The following is a 19,625-nucleotide window of genomic DNA, read 5'->3' on the forward strand; positions in this document are numbered from 1 at the left end:
CCGGGGAATCCCGCAGAGGGAACTGTTCGCTGTGAGCGCATGCGCCGCGTGTGCGCTGCGTCGGCTTCACCAGGGCTCCGGGCGCCCCCTGTCACCGGCTCGGGTCGGTGGCGGGCACCCTCGAACGGCCGCACCCGCCTGCGGCCGGGGCCGGAGCGCGGCCGCGGCGCGGTGGGGGTCGCTCGCGCAGTTCCTCGCGCCCCTGGGCCGGCCGGCGGGGCCCGGCGGAGAGAGGTTCCCGGCGCCCGGGAAAGCCGACGGGCCCCCGGGGACGTGGAAGTCCCCGGGGGCCCGTCAAGGCTTACTGCTGAGGCGATCAGGCCTCGGTGTTCTCCTCGGACTCGGCCTCGGCGGCCTCGGCGTCCTCGGTGGTGGCCTCGACGGTCTCGGCCGTCTCGTCCTCCTCGTCGTCCAGGTCGACGATCTCGCCGTTGGTGTCCTTGACCGTGGCGGCCTCGACGACGACCGCGAGGGCCTTGCCGCGGGCGACCTCGCCGACGAGCATCGGGACCTGGCCGCCCTCGACGACGGCCTGGGCGAACTGGTCGGGGGACATGCCGGAGGAGGCCGCGCGACGCATGAGGTGCTCGGTGAGCTCCTCCTGGTTGACGTTCAGCTTCTCCTTGTTGACGAGCTCGTCGAGGACGAACTGCGTCTTGATGCCCTTGACCGCGGCTTCCTTGGTCTCGGCGTCGAACTCTTCCTCGGTCTTGCCCTGGATCTCCAGGTACTTCGCGAGGTCGAGGCCCATCTGGCCGAGCTGGTGGTGCTCGAGGTTGTGCTTGCGGGTGTTGATCTCGTCCTCGAGGAGCTTCTCGGGGACCGGCACCTCGACGAGCTCCAGCAGCTTCTCCAGGACGCGCTCCTGGGCCTGCGTGGCCTGGTCGTACTGCTTCATGTTCTCGAGGCGCTTGCGGCTGTCCGCCTTGAGCTCGTCGAGGGTGTCGAACTCGGAGGCGAGCTGCGCGAACTCGTCGTCCAGCTCGGGCAGCTCACGCGCGGCGACCTGGGTGACCTTGACGGTGACCTCGGCCTCCTTGCCGGCGGCGGAGCCGCCCTTGAGCTCGGAGGTGAAGGTGGCCTCGCCACCGGCCTCCAGGCCCTTCACGGCCTCGTCGATGCCGTCGAGCAGCTCGCCGGAGCCGATGGTGTAGGAGACACCGCTGGCGACGCCGTCCTCCAGGACCTCGCCGTCGACCTTGGCCTCGAGGTCGATGGTGACGACGTCGGCGTCCTGGGCGGCGCGCTCGACCGGGGAGGTCGACGCGAAGCGCTCGCGCAGGTCGGAGACGGCCTTCTCGACGTCCTCGTCGCTGACCTCGACGGCGTCGACCTCGACCTCGATGCCGGAGTAGTCCGGGATCTCGATGGTCGGGCGGACGTCGACCTCGGCGGTGAAGTTCAGCGTCTCGCCGTCCTTCAGCTCGGTGATGTCGACCTCGGGCTGGCCGAGGACGTTCAGCTCAGCCTCGTTGACCGCTTCGGTGTAGAACTTCGGGAGCGCGTCGTTGACGGCCTCCTCGAGCACGGCGCCCCGACCGAACCGCTGGTCGATGACGCGCGCCGGGATCTTGCCCTTCCGGAAGCCCTTCACCGTGACCTGCTGGTTGATCTTCTTGTACGCCGCGTCGAGGCTGTCCTTGAGCTCCTCGAAGGGCACCTCGACAGTGAGCCGAACCCGGGTCGGGTTCAGGGTCTCCACGGCGCTCTTCACGGTTCGGTCTCCTTGTGGCTGACTTCTTGGGGGGTTCTGCTGCGTGCCGCTGCCGGCCTGGCAGAGCCCTGGGCGGATTCCGCGGCCCTCGAGAGACGTAACACTGCAGACATACGGCACGCAGCTTGCATACTAACCGCAGGCGGTACACGCCCCAAAAGATGATCTCGCCCGGGCGGATCCCGCACGGCCCTGCCGGTGGTCGGGGTGGCGGGATTTGAACCCACGGCCTTCCGCTCCCAAAGCGGACGCGCTACCAAGCTGCGCCACACCCCGTCGGTGCGACACGTAGGGTACATGCCCGCAGACAGTGCGGCCGCCGCATTTCGCGACCGCGGACGCGGACGGGAACGGAGTGTGCGTTGCGGGCCGTCGACCCGCTACGATGCATCCTGTTGCCGCGGTCGCTGACCTGCGGCGCGTGCTGTGCGGGTGTAGCTCAATGGTAGAGCACTAGTCTTCCAAACTAGCTACGCGGGTTCGATTCCCGTCACCCGCTCCATATGACGTAGGGCCAGGCCGGAGGATGGATTCCCCGCCTGGCCCTCGTCCTTTCCCCGGGCCTTTCGGGCGCGGGGACGCACGGGACGGCGTGCGCGGCCAGTGGCGCACACCCGGCGCGATCCGCGTCCCGTTCAGAAGCTGATCGAGTTGATGGTCTGCGCTATCGAGTCGAGAAACCGGTTGATGGACGGGGCCATACCGGTCGACGCGAGGAAGAAGCCGAAGAGCACCGCGACGATGGCGGGTCCCGGCTTGATGGATCCCCCTCGGATCAGCACCACGAGGATGATCGCCAACAGCAGCACCACTGACAGCGAAATGGCCACAACTGATCACACCCTACGATCGGTCCGCTCTCCCGGCCCGGGGGTGCGACCCCGCACACCCCCGCCAGAAACATCGTGCCACCAACCGGCCATTCGTATGCGACAGGTGACGCATCGTTGGCCAGGGGTGGACCCCCGAGCGAGCCGGCGCCCCATCGGAGCGGCACCGCCCCGTCCTGCGCAGGGCGCGCGGGAGCACACCGGGGACGGTGCCGCGCGGCGCAATTCGAAGGCGTGCCGCCACGGCGAATTCCAGACGACGGTTGCCGTGTCCACACATCCTGTTCGCAGGCAATTCGAATTGTTGCCACAGGCACACCACAGGCCCGGCACACGGACGACGAAATAGGCACCAATCGGACATAGCACCAGAGTCGCCCGCAGGCGTTATGCACTACTTAATCAACATGAATCCGGACAGAACACCTCCAGTCGGTGAGCGAATCGATATACGGAACCACTTGCGGATCGGCAGGCACACATCTCCGAATCCCGGGTACGCGCAGGCGATAAGCAGGAATGACATCGGGCGTTTTACGAGAACGCACACACGACGCTAGGGTGCCTCAGATGTTCCACGCCGCCACGCCCCCCGTTCGAGCAGCGAGGTCCAGAACCGCCCCCCGGAGTTCTTGGCGGGAGGGCCTGTGACCAACGTGCTCCGATCCCACGGCCACCACAGATCACCGCTCCCCCCGGTACAGCAGCCGGCGGACGGAGTACCGAGTCCGCGCACACCCGGGACGTCCGCGACGGCGGCCGCCGCTCCGGGCGCCAAGCCCGCCAAGGCGCGCGACGCCTTCTTCGACAACGCGAAGTACCTGGCGATCGTGCTCGTGGCCATGGGCCACGCGTGGGAACCGCTGAAGGGCCAGAGCCGCTTCCTGGAGGCCCTGTACACGGTCGTGTACACCTTCCACATGCCGGCCTTCATCATCATCTCCGGCTACTTCTCGCGCGGCTTCGACATGCGCCCCGACCGCCTCAAGCGCCTGGTCACCGGCGTGGTCGTCCCGTACGTCCTGTTCGAGACGGCGTACTCGCTCTTCGACCGCTCCGCCGGGGGCGACCCCGACCAGGCGATCAGCCTGCTCGACCCCTGGTACCTCACCTGGTTCCTGGTCGCGCTGTTCGTCTGGCGGCTGACGACCCCGCTGTGGAAGCTGGTCCGCTGGCCGATCCCGGTGGCGGTGTGCCTCGCCCTGCTCGCGTCCGTCTCCCCCGAGATCGGTGACGACCTGGACCTCCAGCGGGTGCTGCAGTTCCTGCCGTTCTTCGTCCTCGGCCTGTTCATGAAGCCCGAGCACTTCCAGCTCGTGCGGCGCCGCTCGGTGCGCATCCTGTCGGTGCCGGTCTTCGCCGTGGCGCTGCTCGTCGGCTGGTGGGCCGTGCCCCTGATGAACACCGCCTGGTTCTTCCACCGCGACAGCGCGCAGGAGCTGGGTGCCCCCTGGTGGGCCGGCGTCGTCATGACGCTCGCGCTCTACGGCTGCTCGCTGGTGCTCACGGCCTGCTTCTTCGCCTGGGTGCCGCGGCGCACGTTCTGGTTCACGGCGCTCGGCGCGGGCACGCTGTACGGCTACCTGCTGCACGGTTTCGTCGTCAAGGCGTCCGAGTACTGGGGCTGGTTCGACGACGGCCGGCTGCACGAGCCGCTCGGCGTGCTGCTCGTGACGGTGGCCGCGGCCGCGCTCGTCACGGTCCTGTGCACCCGGCCCGTCCAGCGGGTCTTCCGGTTCTCGATGGAGCCGAAGATGGAATGGGCGTTCAGGCGGGACGCGACGGAGGCCGCCCGGGAACGGGCCAAGACCGCCGCGTAGAGGCCGCCGGACGACCGGTGACGGGACGGGTACGGCAAGGGCGGGACCGGAGACTCCGGTCCCGCCCTTGCCGTACCCGTCGGCGCTCAGCCCGGCGGCAGCCCCAGCAGGGCGCGCATCGTCTCGTACTTCCGCGCCAGCCGGGCCCGGGTCAGCTCGTCGAGGACGGCGAGGCGGCGCGGGTCGGAGTTGTGCGCCAGGTCGGACGCCTTGACCAGCAGGGCGCCCCGGGTGGTGCGGACGCGTCGCGCGTAGGACTCCGGGGGCTCGCCGTCCGCCTTGGTGAGCGCTCGCACGATGTCCTTCGTACGGGGGCTCAGCGCGGCCTCGTCCAGCCACTGCTCGGAAAGGGCGTCGTCCTCGACGGCGTCGTGCAGCCAGGCCGCCGCCACCTGGTCGTCGTCGCCGCCGCGCTCACGGACGCCGTCCGCCACGGCCTGGAGGTGCTCGGCGTACGGACGGCCGGCCTTGTCGGTCTGGTCCGCGTGCGCCGCGCGGGCGAGCGCTTCGACTTCGGCCAGGGTCAGCAGGGGTCGGGTCACGCGATCAGTGCCTCCTCGGTACGGGCCGCCGCTTCCCCTCCCGGGATCGCGGGCGCGGTCAGCGTACCGGGGCCAGCGCGTCGCGACAGATGAGGAGGAGGGCCCGGTCGTCGTTGACGTCCCTGGCCACCGCCTCGATGAGGTGCCAGGCGGCGCCGTGGAAGCCGCCGGCGACATAGCGGTCGGCCTCGCCGGTGAGCCGGTCGATGCCCTCGACGATGTCCCGGTCGGCGGTCTCCACCAGGCCGTCCGTGAACAGCATGAGCACATCACCGGGCCGCAGCGAGCCCTTCACCGGGTCGAACTGGGCGCCGTCGTACACGCCGAGCAGGGGGCCCTCGGCGGCCTTCTCCTCCCAGCGGCCGCTGCCCGCGCTGAGCTGGAGGCCCGGCGGGTGTCCGGCGGAGAAGAGCTCGTAGTCGCCCGAGTCGAGGTCGAGCACGAGGTGGATCGAGGTGGCGAAGCCCTCGTCCCAGTCCTGGCGCAGCAGGTAGCCGTTCGCGGCGGGCAGGAAGGCGTGCGGGGGCAGGGAGCCTAGGAGGCCGCCGAAGGCCCCGGACAGCAGCAGGGCGCGTGAACCCGCGTCCATTCCCTTGCCGGAGACGTCCGTGAGGACGACTTCGAGGGTCCGGCCGCCGTTCGTCCGGGCGGCCACGACGAAGTCCCCGGAGAAGGACTGGCCGCCCGCCGGGCGCAGCGCCATCTCGCGGTGCCAGCCGACCGGCAGCTTCGGGAGCTTGCTCTGGACGCGGATGCGTTCGCGCAGGTCGAAGAGCATCGTGCCGCCGCGCCTCCAGGGCACGCCCACGCGGCTGCGGAACTGTGCGATCAGCAGTCCGAAGAAGCCGCAGGCCGCGACCACGAGGACCACGCCGGGCGTCACCCGGGAGGGGCCCTCGGTGTACGGGCCGAGCTTCACGGACTCCACTATGAGCGCGGTGGCGGCGGCCGCGTACAGCCCGAGCAGGCTGGCGGGCCGCAGCAGCAGGCCTCCGGCCACGATCGGCAGGACCAGCGCGGCGGGCGAGCACCACACCGAGTTGACCAGGGTCGTGGAGGCGATCACCGGGATCATGATCAGCAGTCCGGCCAGTGCGATCCAGTCGGAACCGTCCCCGCGGAAGTAGTCGACGGCGGATCTGCGCAGCGCTGTGCGGACCCGGTGCCATTGCATCTTCAACCGGGCCGTGAACGTATCGGCTTCAGCGCGCCGCTCTCGTCCTGCTGCCATTAGTTCGGGACCCTATCCATCGGACCAGGCGCTTGGCACGGGAGGTCCCACTTGTCCCCCCTCCGAGCGCTCAACTTCACAGAGAACCGCACCGGCGCGTTCGCGCCGGGAGCCGTCGCGGACGGGCGAAATTCCCTCGCTCGTACCGCATTGCCCTGGTAGGCATGGGCCATGACGACTGACGTTCGGGTGCTGCGGCAGGACGACTGGGACGAATGGTACGAGAGCCTGCTCCGCGCGTTCGGGGGTGTGGCGGAGTCGTCCGAGGAGCGCGGGCTGTGGAACGCGCTCACAGAGTACGACCGTTCGCTGGGCGCGTGGGACGGGGAGAGCTGTGTGGGTACGGCGGGGGCCTTCTCCTTCCGTGTCACGGTCCCGGGCGGCGCCTCGGTGCCGGCGGCCGGGGTGACGATGGTGAGCGTCGCGGCCACGCACCGGCGGCGCGGGCTGCTCACGGCGATGATGCGCCGCCAGCTCGACGACGTCCGCGCCCGGGGTGAGGCGCTCGCCGTCCTGGTCGCGTCGGAGCCGGTGATCTACGGGCGTTTCGGCTACGGCATCGCGACCTCGTCGGTCAGCGCGGAGATCGACACCGCCAGGGTCCGGCTGTCCGTGCCGCCCGGTACCGATGACGTACGGCTGCGCTACGCGGTGCCGGCCGAGGTGCTGGACGCGTGCGAGGCGGTGTACGCGCGGCTCGTGCCGCAGCGGCCCGGGATGCTGGCCCGTCGGCCCGGCTGGGAGCGGCTGATGCTGCTCGACCCGGAGAGCGAACGGAACGGCGCCTCGCCGCTGCAGTGCGTGGTCGCCGAGCGGGACGGCGAGATCGTCGGGTACACGCGTTTCCGGGTCAAGCCGGAGTGGGGTCCGGCCGGGCACAACGGCGCGGTGACGATGGCGGACCTGGAGGGACTGGACCCGGCGGCACGGGCCGCGCTGTGGCGGTTCCTCTTCGACATCGACCTGACGTCCACGCTGCGGACCCGGGGGCGCCCGGTGGACGACGCCTGGCAGCACCTGGTCTCGGACGTCCGCCGCTGCCAGCTGCGGGTGAAGGACTCGCTGCACGTGCGGCTCGTCGAGGTCGGCGCGGCGCTGGAGGCGCGGACCTACCAGGCCCCGGTGGACGTGGTGTTCGAGGTCGAGGACTCCTTCTGCCCCTGGAACGAGGGGCGTTGGCGGCTGACCGGAGACGCCAAGGGCGCGGTGTGCGTACGGACCGAGGACGCCCCCGATCTCGCCCTGACCGTGCGGGAGTTGGGAGCCGTCCATCTGGGCGGTGTGTCCCTGGCCTCGCTCGCGGCCGGCGGCCTGGTGCGGGAACTGCGGCAGGGATCGCTGGCCGAGGCGTCGACGGCGTTCGCCTCGGTGGTCGCCCCGTGGCTGCCGCACGGGTTCTAGAGCCCTCGGGTCCCGGCAGTCCTCGGGTCCCCTGTCGGCCCTCGGGTCCCTGCGGCCCTCAGGCGTCGGCGGCCCTCAGGTCCCGGCCTTCTGGCAGGCCGGGCACCAGAAGAGGTTGCGGGCGGCGAGATCGGCGGTGCTGATCTCGCCGCCACAGATGTGGCAGGGCAGAGTGGCCCTGCGGTAGACGTAGACCTCGCCGCCGTGGTCGTCCACGCGCGGCGGGCGGCCCATCGCCTCGGGGGTGTGTTCGGGGCGGACCGTGTCGATGCGGTTGTTGCGGACGCCCTCGCGCATGAGGTCCACGAGGTCGGCCCAGATCGCGTCCCACTCCGCGGCGCCGAGGTCCTTCCCCGCGCGGTAGGGGTCGATGCCGTGCCGGAAGAGGACCTCCGCGCGGTAGACGTTGCCCACACCGGCGACGACCTTCTGGTCCATCAGCAGCGCGGCGATCGTCGTACGGCTGCGGGAGACCCGGCGGTAGGCGGCCGAGGGATCGGCGTCCGGGCGCAGCGGGTCGGGGCCGAGACGGTCGTGTATCGCGTGTTTCTCGCCGTCCGTGATCAGCGCGCAGGTGGTGGGACCGCGCAGGTCGACGTACGCGGTCTCGTTCACGAGACGCAGGCGGACGGTGTCCGTGGGCGGCGGGGCGGGCGTGCCGCCGAATCCGACCTTCCCGAAGAGGCCGAGGTGGATGTGGACCCACCGCTGTGGACGGAATCCGAGGAAGAGGTGCTTGCCGTGGGCCTGCGTCTCGGTCAGGACCGATCCGTCGAGGAGGGCCGCGGCGTCCGCGAACCTGCCCTGGGGGCTGGTGACGCGGACGGCGCGGCCACCGAACGCGGCGAGGTAGTCCTCGGCGAGCCGGTGAATGGTGTGCCCCTCGGGCACCGTTCCTCCTGCTGTCTGTCTCGTCCGGCGGCCGGCGACCCGGCGGGCCGGGTGTCGGCGCCCCGGGTCCCCGGCCCGCGGCCCGGCGGTACTAGTCCTGCGGCTGCTGCGGGTGGTGGGCCGGGATCGGCGGGAGCTTCCGGGTCTTCTCGTAGTCCGCGAGCATCTCGATGCGGCGGACGTGGCGCTCCACGCCGGTGAAGGGCGTGCCGAGGAAGGTCTCGACGAACTTCGTCGCCTCCTCCTCGGTGTGCATGCGGGCGCCGACGGAGATGACGTTGGCGTTGTTGTGCTCGCGGCCCAGCGCGGCGGTCTCCTCGCTCCAGGCGAGGACGGCCCGTACGCCGGCGACCTTGTTCGCGGCGATCTGCTCGCCGTTGCCGGAGCCGCCGATGACGACACCGAGGGAGCCCGGGTCGGCCACGGTGCGCTCCGCCGCGCGGAGGCAGAACGGCGGGTAGTCGTCCTCGGCGTCGTAGATGTGGGGCCCGCAGTCGACGGGCTCGTGGCCGGCGGCCTTGAGCCACTCGACGAGGTGGTTCTTCAGTTCGAGACCGGCATGGTCGGATCCGAGATACACGCGCATGGTCCGAGTGTGACACGGCCGTTCCGGGGCGGCCGCGCCGGGTCCCACACCATAAAAACGTGAGCCAGCCTACAAAACCTCAAGGAAACCTCAAGTAACGATCTGGATTCAAAGGTTCACGAATCCATTTGCCTCCGTTTCACTGGAGCCCGCTTGCACGCCGGTCCTCACGAGGGACCAGCGCGCACCCCGCACACCGCTCGTACGAGTCGGGCGCTCCGTGCGGGAACCTGCTCATCCGGCGCAAAGGAACCCCTTTCATGACCTCGCAGCCGACCCCCACGAAGGCCGCTCAGGCCTCCGGAGGCCCCGGAGAACCCGGTGGCGGCCTCCATGCCGGGCTCAAGAACCGCCATCTGTCGATGATCGCCATCGGTGGTGTCATCGGTGCCGGTCTCTTCGTCGGTTCCAGCTCCGGCATCGCCACTGCGGGCCCCGGCATCCTCCTCTCGTACGCCCTCGTCGGCACGCTCGTGGTGCTGGTGATGCGGATGCTCGGTGAGATGTCCGCCGCCAATCCGACCTCGGGCTCGTTCTCCGCGCACGCCGACCGCGCGCTCGGCCGCTGGGCGGGCTTCTCCATCGGCTGGCTGTACTGGTTCTTCTGGGTGGTGGTCCTGGCCGTGGAGGCCACCGCCGGCGCCGCGATCCTCGAAGGATGGATCCCCGCCGTACCGCAGTGGGCCTGGGCGCTCATCGTGATGGTGGTCCTGACGGCCACCAACCTGGTCTCGGTCGGCTCGTACGGCGAGTTCGAGTTCTGGTTCGCCGGGATCAAGGTCGTGGCGATCGGCGCGTTCATCGTGGTCGGCGCCCTCGCCGTCTTCGGGATGCTGCCCGGCGTGGAGGCCCCGAAGGCCGGGCTGGACAACCTGACCGGCCACGGCGGCTTCCTGCCGAACGGACCCGGCGCGATCCTGACCGGTGTGCTGCTGGTCGTCTTCTCCTTCATGGGCAGCGAGATCGCGACGCTCGCCGCCGGTGAGTCCGAGGACCCGCAGCGGGCCGTGACCAAGTCGACGAACAGCATCATCTGGCGCATCGCCGTCTTCTACCTGGGCTCGATCCTCGTCGTCGTCACGCTGCTGCCCTGGAACGACCCGTCGATCAAGGACAAGGGCTCGTACGTCGCCGCGCTCGGCTCCCTCGGCATCACGGGCGCCGACCAGATCATGAACTTCATCGTTCTGACGTCCGTGCTGTCCTGCCTCAACTCCGGCCTCTACACCGCCTCCCGCATGGCCTTCTCGCTCGGTCAGCGCGGGGACGCGCCGAAGGCGTTCGCCCGCACCACGGGCCGCGGTGTGCCGCTCGCCGCCATCCTCGCCTCGGTCGCGTTCGGCTTCGTCGCCGTGTTCTTCAACTACAAGTTCCCGGACTCGGTCTTCCTCTTCCTGGTCAACTCCTCCGGTGCGGTGGCCCTGTTCGTGTGGCTCGTCATCTGCTTCTCGCAGCTGCGGATGCGGAAGATCATCCAGCGTGAGGCGCCGGAGAAGCTCGTCGTGCGGATGTGGCTCTACCCGTACCTGACCTGGGCGACCGCCGCGATGATCGTCTTCGTGCTCGGCTACATGCTGACCGACACCGAGCACGACGGCCGCGAGACCGTACTGCTGTCGCTGCTCGTCGCGGCGGTCGTGCTGGTCATCGCCCTCGTCCGCCAGAAGACCGGCGCCCGCTCCTCCGAGCAGCCGGCCGTGAGCGTCTCGAACGAGGAGCCCCGGGCCGAGGTCGGCGCCTGACCCGCCACCGAAGCCCGAGTCGAGGAGGGGCCCGCGGCACACCGCCGCGGGCCCCTTCCCGTTTCCCTCCGCTCCCCTCCGCCCCCGGCTCCGGTCCGCCGGGCCGTGGCGGTGGCCGGTCTCACGGCACGACAGAACCGGCCTCGACCTGGTCGTGGCCCTTCAGGGTCCGCTCCCGCCCGGTACGACAATCCGTCCCCGGACGCCCCGGCGGCCCCGCTGCCGCCGGGCACCGACGACAAGCCGGTGGCACCGGGCGGGGACCGGCTGCCGAGGACCGGTCCCGGAACCGGGGTCGTGCCGCTCGGCACGGCGGGCGCGGCACCGGTGTCGGCCGGAGCCGCGGGGCCGCGGCGGGCCGGAGCCGCGGGGCCGCGGCGGGCCGGAGCCGCGGGGCCGCGGCGGGAACACCGGCCGCCGGGCACGGCGCCGGTGACCGGGAAACGCGAAGGCCCGCCGGGCCGGTCTTCCGACCGAACCCGGCGGGCCTCGTGCGCTTGTCCGCCACGGCTCGAACACGAGCGCCGGGCGGGTGTCGACGTCGTCCGGGAGGCCGGTGACGTCGTGGCCGGTGAAGTCGTCGCCCCACCGGCGCGGTCATCACTTCTTGTCGACGAGCTTCCACGCGGCGGGCAGGATGCCCATCGCCAGGGCGGCCTTGAGGACGTCGCCGATCAGGAACGGGGTGAGGCCCGCCGCGACGGCCGCGCTCGCCGACATGCCGGTGGCCAGGGCCAGGTAGGGGACGCCGATCGCGTAGATGATCGCCTCGCCGAGGAGCATCGTGCCCGCCATGCGCAGCACGGAGCGGTCGGCGCCGCGGCGGGCCAGGGCGCCCACGACGGTCGACGCGAGCAGCATGCCGAGGATGTAGCCGAAGGACGGTGCCGAGGCGCCGGAGCCGCCCTGCGCGAACCACGGGACGCCGGCCACGCCCACGAGGGCGTACACGGCGAGCGACAGGAAGCCGCGGCGGGCGCCGAGCGCCGTGCCGACGAGCAGCGCGGCGAAGGTCTGGCCGGTCACCGGCACCGGGGAACCGGGCACGGGCAGCGAGATCTGCGCGGCGAGACCGGTGAGCGCGGCACCGCCGAGCACGAGGGCGGCGTCACGGACGCGGGAGGCCGGAAGAAGGTCGGCGAGGACCTCACCGGGGCGGGAGGGCGTGGCGACAGCGGTGCTCATGAGGACTCCGGCGAACGGGGTTGCCCCCTTGGCCCGGGGAGAGCTCGGGGGAGGACGGGTCGGAACACGGCGACGCTATCCCAGGGGCCCGCGGGTGATCACCGTCAGCGCTCGACAAAGCACGGATCCGGGGCTTGGTGGGCTCCTTACAAAGAGTGCCTGGTACACCTGCCCGAAGGTGATGCTGGTCACTGAGGTGACGTCGTTTTCGCTACGGGTTCGCTCGGGTCCGGAACTGTGGGGATTCACCAAAGACTCCGACGGGTGTCGCCCCGTCGGACGTACGCGGTGTCCGGTCCTTGGGCGTACCTGGCGGGTCCCCCGGCCCGGCCCCTACCCTTCACCCCATGGTTCCCCAGGCCCTGAACTTCGCCTCGCGTCGCTACGTCGACCTGCGCCGCCAGGGCACCGCCACCTGTCGCCGCCCCTCCTGAGGCGGGACGGAACGGATCCGGCCCCCTCGGACGAGAGCCCAGCGGACCACACCAGGCCCATGGCGCACCCGTTGCGGCATGGCGTGCGTGTCGGCGCCCGGCCGGACCAGCTCCCGAGGAAGAACTCCATGGCCAGTACGGTGGCACCCCCTTCGACGTCCTCCATGTCCCCCGCGTCCCCCACCTCCCCCGTCCTCGACCGGCGCCGGGCGAGCGCCAGTGTGATCCTGCGGTCGGTGCTGGAGCACGGACCGGTCGCCCGCAGCACGATCTCCCGGCTGACCGGGCTCTCCCCGGCGTCGGTGACCGACTACTGCGCCCGCTTCACCGAGCGGGGCCTGATCCGGGAGGCCGCCGCGCCCCACCGGTCGGGCGGGGTGGGGCGTCCGCACCTCCCGGTCGACCTGGACCGCTCCCGTTTCGTGGTCGGCGGGGTGCACGTGGCCGTGCCGTACACGACGGTCGCGCTGCTGGACCTGCGCGGCCGGGTCCTGGCCGAGCGGCGTCTGCGGCACGACCGCACCGAGCCGGGCCTCGTCCTCGCGAACGCGGCCGACGCGGTCACCGCCCTCCTCGCCGGCGTCCCCGGCCGCACCCCTCTCGGGGTCGGCGTGGCGGCCGGCGGCTGGGTGGACCCCGACTCCGGCACGATCGTGGAGCACCCGCTGCTGGGCTGGCGCGACGTGGCCGTGCGGGAGGCCGTCGAGGCCCGCACGGGGCTGCCGGTCCACGTGGACGGCCACGCGCGGGCGCTGGTCAACGGGGAGCGGCTGTTCGGGCGGGCCAGGGGCAGCCGGAGCGTGCTGCACCTGTTCGCCGGCAACGTGGTGGACGCCGCCTTCGCCACCCACGACCAGGTGCACTACGGGCCCCGATCGCAGGCGGGCGCGATCGCCCATCTGCCCCTGCCGGGCGGGTCGGAGCGGTGCGACTGCGGCCGGACGGGCTGCCTCCAGGCCGAGCTGAGCGAACGGACCCTGAGCCGGCGGGCCCGGGAGCGCGGTGTCACGGACGGCTCGAACCCGATGCACGTGCTCTCCGCGGCGGCGGCGGGCGACCCGGTGGCCGTGGAACTGCTGACGGAACGGTCCCGGACGGTCGGGCGGGCGGCGGGACTGCTGTTCGACGTGCTCAACCCGGAGACGGTCGTCGTCACCGAGATGGGCGCCATGCACCGGGAGGACTGCCTCGTCGCGCTGCGCGAGGCGGTGGGGCCGGAGCGGGCGTCCGCGGTCGTCCCCACCAGCTTCCCCGACTCGGTGCTGGCCGTGGCGGGCGGATCGGTCGTGCTCGACGTCCTGTACCGCGACCCGCTGGGCCCCGCGGGCCGCCCACCGGGCGCTAATTAATTCAGGAAGTCGGAATGTTGACAGGGCTCGTTCCCGGACAGGAGCATCATGTGCATGAGCAGCGCGCGGGTGCAGGTTCCGCTCACCAAGTGCCGTGTGGTCGACCTGATGCGGGTCGCACGCACACGTTGTTGCTGACCTCTTTTCGCTGACCGGCCGTCGCCGACACCTCGTCACCGGCGTTCCTGCCACTGACACTTCCGTCACCGGCACTTCCGTCACCGGCACTTCCGTCACCGGCACTTCTGTCAGTGGCACTTCCGTCGGTGACGCTTCCGTCGCCGACACCTCGTCGCCGACGCCCGGTCACCGAATTCTCCGGGACACCGGTCCGCCGACGCGCTGATCCGCCGACCGGCCGGTCCTTGTCCGCGGCCGACCGCCGAAGCGCCGGGACCGTCCGGCGGCCTTCACCCCCGAGGGCCGCGCGGACCGTCCGGCCGCCTTCGTCCCGGTCGCCCGTCTCCCCAGTCACGCCCCCGGCGTGCGTCCTTCCGGCGCGCCCGCGTCCCTTCCGGCTTCGCCATGCCCGGAACCCCGCGCGCCCTCCCGCCACTTGGAATCCCCGGAGTCCTTCCATGCCACCACTGTCCGCACGGCCGCCGCGTCCCTCCTCCCCCCTGACCACGTCCGGTGTCGACCGGCGCGTGTTCCTGTCCTCCCTCATCGGTGTCGCCGCGGCGGCCGGACTGAGCGGTTGCGCCACTGCCGACGCGACCGGCAGCCGGTCCCAGGGAGACCTGTCGGCACCCCTGTCCGGCAAGGTCCCGCAGGGCACCGAGCTCGCGATCTCCTCGTACCAGGGCGTCCAGGAACTCCAGTTCAAGCTGGCGGGACTGGCCGGGCTGCCGTTCACCGTGTCCGACTGGGTGAACATCGGGGCCGGACCCGATGTCATCAACGCCTTCCGCTCCAAGTCCCTGGACGTCGGCAACAACGCCGGCATCCCGCCGATCCAGGCGCACTTCCAGGGCTTCGACGCGAAGATCGTCGCGATCAACCTCACCCGGAAGCCCAACTACCTGTTCGCCACCAAGCCCGGCAGTGACATCGAGGACGTCCAGGGCTTCAGGGGGAAGAAGCTGGCCTTCTCCCAGGGACAGGCGCAGGGTGTCGTCCTGCTGCGCGCCCTGAAGCAGGCCGGCATCGCCTACGACGACGTCGACCTCGTACCGCTGACCAGCAACCAGTTCCTCACCGCGCTCCAGGCCGGGCAGGTGGACGTCGCGCCGCTCGCCAACAGCCAGGCACCGGCCTATCTCAAGCAGTACGGGTCCAAGGGCGCCCACACCATCGCCACCGACGTGGTGGACCTGCTCAACCTGCTCTGGGCGCCGGCGTCGGTGCTGGCCGACCGGGCGAAGGCGGCCGCGGTCGCCGCGTACATCCCGCACTGGGCGAAGGGCCAGGTGTGGGCGTACGAGCACCCGGACGAATGGAACGAGGAGTTCTACGTGAAGACGCAGAACCTGACCCTCGCACAGGCCCGGGCGATCACCGCGCTCGCCAACAAGCCGCTGTTCCCGCCGAGCTGGGACGAGGCCGTCAAGTGGGAGCAGGAGACCGCCGACCTGCTGGCGGAGGGCGGCTTCGTGAAGGGGTTCGAGGTCGACTCGCTCTTCGACCGGCGCTTCGAGGCCATCGCGTCCAGGGCCGTACCCGCGGAATACCGGAGGTGACGGCCGTGACGACCGAGACCACGACCGAGAGCACGATCGAGTCCGCGACGGCGACCGCGGCCGGAACCACCACGGGACCCGCGGCCGGGACCACGACGGGGACGGCCCCGGAGGACACGGCCCCCTCGTCCTCGGCCGGGACCGCCGAACCCCCACCCCCGGCCACGGCCCCCTCGATCCCGGACGGGACCGCCCCTTCCCCGCCCCCGTCCGGGAGCGAAGCCGGAGCCACCGGTCTCCGGCCGCGCCGGAAACCCCGCGCCCGGCGCCGCACCCTCGCGCCCGGCAAGCGGCTGCCCGCCTCCCGGCTCGTCGGCCCGGCACTGTTCCTCGCCCTGTGGGCCGTGGCGTCCGCGGCCGGACAGCTCGATCCCGGCGCGATCCCCGCGCCCTGGACGGTGCTGAGGACCACCGGTGACCTGTGGACCGACGGCACCCTGCCCACCGATGTGCTGACGTCCCTGGAGCGCGCGGGATACGGGTTCGCGTTCGGTCTGACCGCCGGTGTCCTCCTCGCCCTCGCGTCCGGGCTCAGCCGGGTCGGCGAGGCGCTGATCGACGGGACCGTGCAGCTCAACCGGGCGATCCCGACCCTCGGTCTGATCCCGCTGTTCATCCTCTGGCTGGGCATCGGCGAGACCTTCAAGATCGCGATCATCGCCATCGTCGTCTACATCCCCATCTATCTGAACCTGCACTCCGCCCTGTCGGGCATCGACAACCGGTTCGTGGAACTCGCCGAGGTCCAGGGGCTGTCGAAGTTCCGCTTCATCCGGGAGATCGTGATCCCCGGCGCGCTGCCCGGCTTCTTCGTCGGACTGCGGCTCGGCGTGACCGGCTCCTGGCTCTCCCTGGTCGTCCTGGAGCAGATCAACGCCACCAGCGGCCTCGGCTACATGATGTTCCAGGCCCAGAACTACGGCCGGACCGACATCATCCTGGTCGGCCTGCTGATCTACGGCATCTTCGGGCTCGTCTCCGACAGCGCGGTTCGTCTCGTCGAACGAAAGGTGCTGTCGTGGCGACGCACACTGAGCAGCTGACCCGCTCCCACACGGTCCGACTGCGCGGGCTCACCCGGTCCTTCGAGGGCCGCACGGTGCTCGACGAAGTCGACCTCGACCTCCCGGCGGGCCAGTTCACCGCCCTGCTGGGGCACAGCGGCTCCGGCAAGAGCACCCTGCTGCGCGCCATCGCCGGCCTCGACCACGGCGTCGCCGGGAGCGGGGAGCTCACCGCCCCGGAAAGGGTGTCCGTCGTCTTCCAGGACTCCCGGCTGCTTCCCTGGCGCCGCGTCCTCGACAACGTCCTGCTGGGCACGGACGGACGCGAGGCCGCCGAGAAGGGCCGCTCCGCCCTCGCCGAGGTGGGACTCGCGGGCCGTGAACGGGCCTGGCCGAACGAGCTGTCCGGCGGCGAGGCGCAGCGTGCCGCGCTGGCCCGCTCCCTCGTCCGCGAACCCGAACTGCTGCTGGCCGACGAGCCGTTCGGCGCTCTGGACGCGCTCACCCGGATCCGCATGCACACGCTGCTGCGCGAACTGTGGGAACGCCACCGGCCGTCCGTGCTGCTCGTCACGCACGACGTGGACGAGGCGATCGTGCTCGCCGACCGGGTGCTCGTCCTCGAACACGGCCGCATCGGCCTCGACCTGTCCATCGACCGCGCGCACCCCCGCTCGTACCGCGACCCCCTGCTCGGCGCGTACCGCGAGCGGCTGCTGAACGCCCTCGGGGTGACCGAGGACCTGACGGGAGCGCCGACGGACGGCGCGGCCGATCAAGAGGTGTCCGCGCAGGACGTGTCCGCGCATCTGAAGGAGAAGCACCTGTGACCAGCCCGCGCCTGCTCCATCTCAACGCCTTCCTGATGAACACCGGCCACCACGAGGCGTCCTGGCGGCTTCCGGAGAGCGACCCGTACGCCCACGTCGAGACGGCCCACTACGTGCGTCTCGCGCGGACCGCCGAACGCGGCACCTTCGACTCGCTCTTCCTCGCCGACGGCCCGGTCCTGTTCAACAGCGTGGGCCAGCGCCCGTCCGGCGCGCTCGAACCCATCACCCTGCTCACCGCGCTGGCCACCGCGACCGAGCACATCGGCCTGATCGCCACCGCCTCCACGTCCTACAACTCCCCCTACAACCTGGCCCGCAGACTCGCCTCCCTCGACCACATCAGCGGCGGCCGCGCGGGCTGGAACATCGTCACCACCGCGGGCGCGGAGGCCGCCCGCAACTTCGGTCTCGACGACGAGCCCGCGCACGCCACCCGGTACGAGCGCGCCGCAGAGTTCCTGGACGTGGCGCTCAAGCTCTGGGACAGCTGGGAGGACGACCTCGTCGTCGCCGACAAGGCGGCGGGCGTCTGGGGCGACCCCGGCAAGGTCCATCCGCCGCGCCACCGGGGGACGTACTTCAGCGTGGAGGGCGCCCTCAACGTGCCCCGCACACCGCAGGGTCACCCCCTTCTCGTGCAGGCGGGCTCCTCGGAGGACGGCAAACGGTTCGCGGCCCGGTACACGGAGGCGGTGTTCACCGCGCAGCAGACCCTCGCGGACGGCCAGGAGTTCTACGCCGACCTCAAGTCCCGTACCGAGCGGGCCGGCCGGAACCCGGACCACATCAAGGTCCTGCCCGGCATCGTCCCGGTCATCGGCTCGACCGAGGCGGAGGCGCGCGAACACGAGCGGCTCCTGGAGGAGCACATCGTGTACGAGCACGGGGTGAGCCACCTGGAGCGGCTGCTGCGCCTGGAGCCCGGCACGCTCGGCCTCGACGCGCCGCTGCCCGCCGGCCTGCCGCCGGAGAGCGCGATCGAGGGGGCCAAGAGCCGCTACACCCTGATCGTGGAACTCGCCCGGCGCGAGCGGCTCACCGTCCGCGAGCTGATCGGCCGGCTCGGCGGCGGGCGGGGCCACCTGACCTTCGCCGGCACGCCCGAGCAGGTCGCCGACACGATCGAGGAGTGGTTCCGCGGCGGCGCCGCCGACGGCTTCAACATCATGCCCGCCGTGCTGCCGTCCGGTCTCGCCCTGTTCGTGGACCACGTGGTGCCGATCCTGCGCGACCGGGGTCTGCTCCGCCGGGAGTACGGACCCCGGCAGACCCTGCGGGAGCGCTACGGGCTGCCGCGCCCGGCCAACCGGTACGCGGCGGCGGCAGCGGTCACGCTCCCGGCACCGGCACCCGCCCCGGAGACCGCGACCGCGTCCGCCCCGGCCTGACCCCGTCCGCGCCTCCCCGAACCGCACCGCCTCCGCACCGCTGAACCTCCGTACCGCTCCACCGCCGTACCGCCGAACCGAAAGGACCCGTACCCATGACCGACATCGAGATCCAGAAGGTCACCGCGCACATCGGTGCCCGTGTCCTGGGCGTCGACATCTCCAAGCCCCTGGACGACATCACCGCCGCCGCCCTGCGCACCGCCCTCGACGAGCACAAGGCGCTGGTCTTCGACGACGTCGACCTCGACGACGAGGGCCAGCAGGCCTTCGCGCGCCACTTCGGCGACCTCACCACCGCGCACCCCACCGTGCCCGCCGTGGACGGCGCCCCGAACGTGCTGCCCGTCGACAGCGAGCGGGGCCGCGCCAACCACTGGCACACCGACGTGACCTTCGTGCTCAACCCGCCGCAGGCCAGCACCCTGCGCAGCATCACGATCCCGCCGTACGGCGGTGAGACGCTCATCGCCAACTCCGCCGCCGCCTACCGCGACCTGCCCGAACCGCTCCGGGCGTTCGCCGACACCCTGTGGGCCGAGCACACCAACGACTACGACTACGCGGTGCCGGACGAGAGCGTCGACGAGGAACAGGCCGCGCAGCGGGCCCAGTTCACGTCCATCAAGTTCCGTACCGCGCACCCGGTCGTCCGGGTCCACCCGCTGACCGGTGAGCGCGGGCTGTTCATCGGCGGGTTCGCGCAGCGGATCGTCGGACTGTCGGTGGGCGAGTCCCGCAAGATCCTCGACCTGCTCCAGTCGTACGTCACCCGGCCCGAGAACGTCCTGCGCTGGCGCTGGTCCCCGAACCAGCTCGTGCTGTTCGACAACCGGATCACCCAGCACTACGCGATCGACAACTACGACGGCCTGCCCCGCCGTCTGAACCGGGTGACGGTCGCCGGTGACGTGCCGGTCGGCGTCGACGGCAGGCGGAGCCACGCGATCGAGGGCGACGCCTCGCATTACACGCCGGTGGCCGCGTGACGCCTCT

Annotated in this window: 16 protein-coding genes and 2 tRNA genes; 10 read left to right on the plus strand and 8 right to left on the minus strand. The window is 71.4% G+C overall.

Translation table 11 applies throughout. The features are described from left to right. Nucleotides 1-316 precede the first annotated feature (316 nt). Nucleotides 317-1,714 carry a trigger factor gene (gene tig / locus ACFW6B_RS00415; protein ID WP_386591036.1) on the minus strand — a complete coding sequence of 466 codons (1,398 nt, stop codon included), beginning with the start codon at nucleotides 1,712-1,714 and terminating at the stop codon, nucleotides 317-319. 199 nt (nucleotides 1,715-1,913) lie between these two features. Further along, nucleotides 1,914-1,990: transfer RNA gene (locus ACFW6B_RS00420), tRNA-Pro, on the minus strand. Between the two features lie 152 nt (nucleotides 1,991-2,142). Between ACFW6B_RS00420 and ACFW6B_RS00425 the strand changes: the two genes are divergently transcribed. Beyond that, nucleotides 2,143-2,216, plus strand: a tRNA-Gly gene (locus ACFW6B_RS00425). A 133-nt stretch (nucleotides 2,217-2,349) separates the two neighbouring features. Here ACFW6B_RS00425 and ACFW6B_RS00430 read toward each other — a convergent pair. Beyond that, nucleotides 2,350-2,544 carry a hypothetical protein gene (locus ACFW6B_RS00430; RefSeq protein ID WP_103551386.1) on the minus strand — a complete coding sequence of 65 codons (195 nt, stop codon included), beginning with the start codon at nucleotides 2,542-2,544 and terminating at the stop codon, nucleotides 2,350-2,352. A 647-nt stretch (nucleotides 2,545-3,191) separates the two neighbouring features. Here ACFW6B_RS00430 and ACFW6B_RS00435 point away from each other — a divergent pair. Next, the gene (locus ACFW6B_RS00435; RefSeq protein WP_386591037.1) at nucleotides 3,192-4,364 is read left to right on the plus strand and encodes an acyltransferase family protein; all 1,173 of its coding nucleotides are present in this window, start codon (nucleotides 3,192-3,194) and stop codon (nucleotides 4,362-4,364) included. Nucleotides 4,365-4,450: 86 nt separating this feature from the next. Here ACFW6B_RS00435 and ACFW6B_RS00440 read toward each other — a convergent pair whose 3' ends face one another. Then, a complete protein-coding gene (locus ACFW6B_RS00440; RefSeq protein WP_386591038.1) occupies nucleotides 4,451-4,906 on the minus strand; it encodes an HD domain-containing protein in 456 nt (151 codons plus the stop codon). 58 nt (nucleotides 4,907-4,964) lie between these two features. After that, nucleotides 4,965-6,137, minus strand: coding sequence for a PP2C family protein-serine/threonine phosphatase (locus ACFW6B_RS00445; protein WP_386591039.1), 1,173 nt, complete (start codon nucleotides 6,135-6,137; stop codon nucleotides 4,965-4,967). A gap of 171 nt (nucleotides 6,138-6,308) precedes the next feature. Here ACFW6B_RS00445 and ACFW6B_RS00450 point away from each other — a divergent pair, with 171 nt between their 5' ends. Beyond that, entirely contained in the window at nucleotides 6,309-7,538 is a 1,230-nt protein-coding gene (locus ACFW6B_RS00450; RefSeq protein ID WP_386591040.1) for a GNAT family N-acetyltransferase, read from the plus strand. Between the two features lie 75 nt (nucleotides 7,539-7,613). On the opposite strand, the gene ACFW6B_RS00455 is transcribed toward ACFW6B_RS00450, so the two are convergent. Continuing rightward, nucleotides 7,614-8,429: an Fpg/Nei family DNA glycosylase gene (locus tag ACFW6B_RS00455; protein WP_386591041.1), complete on the minus strand. Its 816-nt coding sequence runs from the start codon at nucleotides 8,427-8,429 to the stop codon at nucleotides 7,614-7,616. Between the two features lie 91 nt (nucleotides 8,430-8,520). Further along, nucleotides 8,521-9,015 carry a ribose-5-phosphate isomerase gene (locus tag ACFW6B_RS00460; protein WP_386591042.1) on the minus strand — a complete coding sequence of 165 codons (495 nt, stop codon included), beginning with the start codon at nucleotides 9,013-9,015 and terminating at the stop codon, nucleotides 8,521-8,523. A gap of 260 nt (nucleotides 9,016-9,275) precedes the next feature. Between ACFW6B_RS00460 and ACFW6B_RS00465 the strand changes: the two genes are divergently transcribed. Beyond that, nucleotides 9,276-10,757, plus strand: a complete 1,482-nt coding sequence (locus ACFW6B_RS00465) for an amino acid permease (protein ID WP_386591044.1) — start codon at nucleotides 9,276-9,278, stop codon at nucleotides 10,755-10,757. Nucleotides 10,758-11,357: 600 nt separating this feature from the next. Here ACFW6B_RS00465 and ACFW6B_RS00470 read toward each other — a convergent pair. Next, entirely contained in the window at nucleotides 11,358-11,942 is a 585-nt protein-coding gene (locus ACFW6B_RS00470) for a biotin transporter BioY (protein WP_386591045.1), read from the minus strand. Between the two features lie 562 nt (nucleotides 11,943-12,504). Here ACFW6B_RS00470 and ACFW6B_RS00475 point away from each other — a divergent pair. The 6 genes from ACFW6B_RS00475 to ACFW6B_RS00500 all read left to right on the plus strand — a co-directional run bounded on the left by ACFW6B_RS00475 (nucleotide 12,505) and on the right by ACFW6B_RS00500 (nucleotide 19,618). Beyond that, nucleotides 12,505-13,725, plus strand: coding sequence for an ROK family protein (locus ACFW6B_RS00475; protein ID WP_386591046.1), 1,221 nt, complete (start codon nucleotides 12,505-12,507; stop codon nucleotides 13,723-13,725). A gap of 578 nt (nucleotides 13,726-14,303) precedes the next feature. Next, complete coding sequence (locus tag ACFW6B_RS00480) at nucleotides 14,304-15,404, plus strand: ABC transporter substrate-binding protein (RefSeq protein ID WP_386591048.1); 1,101 nt, start codon at nucleotides 14,304-14,306, stop codon at nucleotides 15,402-15,404. 176 nt (nucleotides 15,405-15,580) lie between these two features. Then, nucleotides 15,581-16,447 carry an ABC transporter permease gene (locus ACFW6B_RS00485; protein ID WP_386591369.1) on the plus strand — a complete coding sequence of 289 codons (867 nt, stop codon included), beginning with the start codon at nucleotides 15,581-15,583 and terminating at the stop codon, nucleotides 16,445-16,447. Further along, nucleotides 16,423-17,238: an ABC transporter ATP-binding protein gene (locus tag ACFW6B_RS00490; protein ID WP_386591049.1), complete on the plus strand. Its 816-nt coding sequence runs from the start codon at nucleotides 16,423-16,425 to the stop codon at nucleotides 17,236-17,238. Before ACFW6B_RS00485 ends, ACFW6B_RS00490 begins: the two co-directional genes overlap by 25 nt. Beyond that, nucleotides 17,235-18,629: an LLM class flavin-dependent oxidoreductase gene (locus tag ACFW6B_RS00495; protein WP_386591050.1), complete on the plus strand. Its 1,395-nt coding sequence runs from the start codon at nucleotides 17,235-17,237 to the stop codon at nucleotides 18,627-18,629. The genes ACFW6B_RS00490 and ACFW6B_RS00495 overlap by 4 nt, the downstream gene beginning before the upstream one ends. Before the next feature lie 95 nt (nucleotides 18,630-18,724). After that, nucleotides 18,725-19,618: a TauD/TfdA dioxygenase family protein gene (locus ACFW6B_RS00500; protein ID WP_386591051.1), complete on the plus strand. Its 894-nt coding sequence runs from the start codon at nucleotides 18,725-18,727 to the stop codon at nucleotides 19,616-19,618. Nucleotides 19,619-19,625 lie beyond the last annotated feature (7 nt).

The organism is Streptomyces sp. NPDC058751 (assembly GCF_042746485.1).
Lineage (GTDB): Bacteria > Actinomycetota > Actinomycetes > Streptomycetales > Streptomycetaceae > Streptomyces.

What these genes read in the sequence shown, in the direction of transcription:
- ACFW6B_RS00470 (WP_386591045.1), bottom strand. Translation starts at nt 11,942, where the DNA reads ATGAGCACCGCTGTCGCCACGCCCTCCCGCCCCGGTGAGGTCCTCGCC.
- ACFW6B_RS00450 (WP_386591040.1), top strand. Translation starts at nt 6,309, where the DNA reads ATGACGACTGACGTTCGGGTGCTGCGGCAGGACGACTGGGACGAATGG.
- ACFW6B_RS00500 (WP_386591051.1), top strand. Translation starts at nt 18,725, where the DNA reads ATGACCGACATCGAGATCCAGAAGGTCACCGCGCACATCGGTGCCCGT.
- ACFW6B_RS00460 (WP_386591042.1), bottom strand. Translation starts at nt 9,015, where the DNA reads ATGCGCGTGTATCTCGGATCCGACCATGCCGGTCTCGAACTGAAGAAC.
- ACFW6B_RS00480 (WP_386591048.1), top strand. Translation starts at nt 14,304, where the DNA reads ATGCCACCACTGTCCGCACGGCCGCCGCGTCCCTCCTCCCCCCTGACC.
- ACFW6B_RS00465 (WP_386591044.1), top strand. Translation starts at nt 9,276, where the DNA reads ATGACCTCGCAGCCGACCCCCACGAAGGCCGCTCAGGCCTCCGGAGGC.
- ACFW6B_RS00475 (WP_386591046.1), top strand. Translation starts at nt 12,505, where the DNA reads ATGGCCAGTACGGTGGCACCCCCTTCGACGTCCTCCATGTCCCCCGCG.
- ACFW6B_RS00445 (WP_386591039.1), bottom strand. Translation starts at nt 6,137, where the DNA reads ATGGCAGCAGGACGAGAGCGGCGCGCTGAAGCCGATACGTTCACGGCC.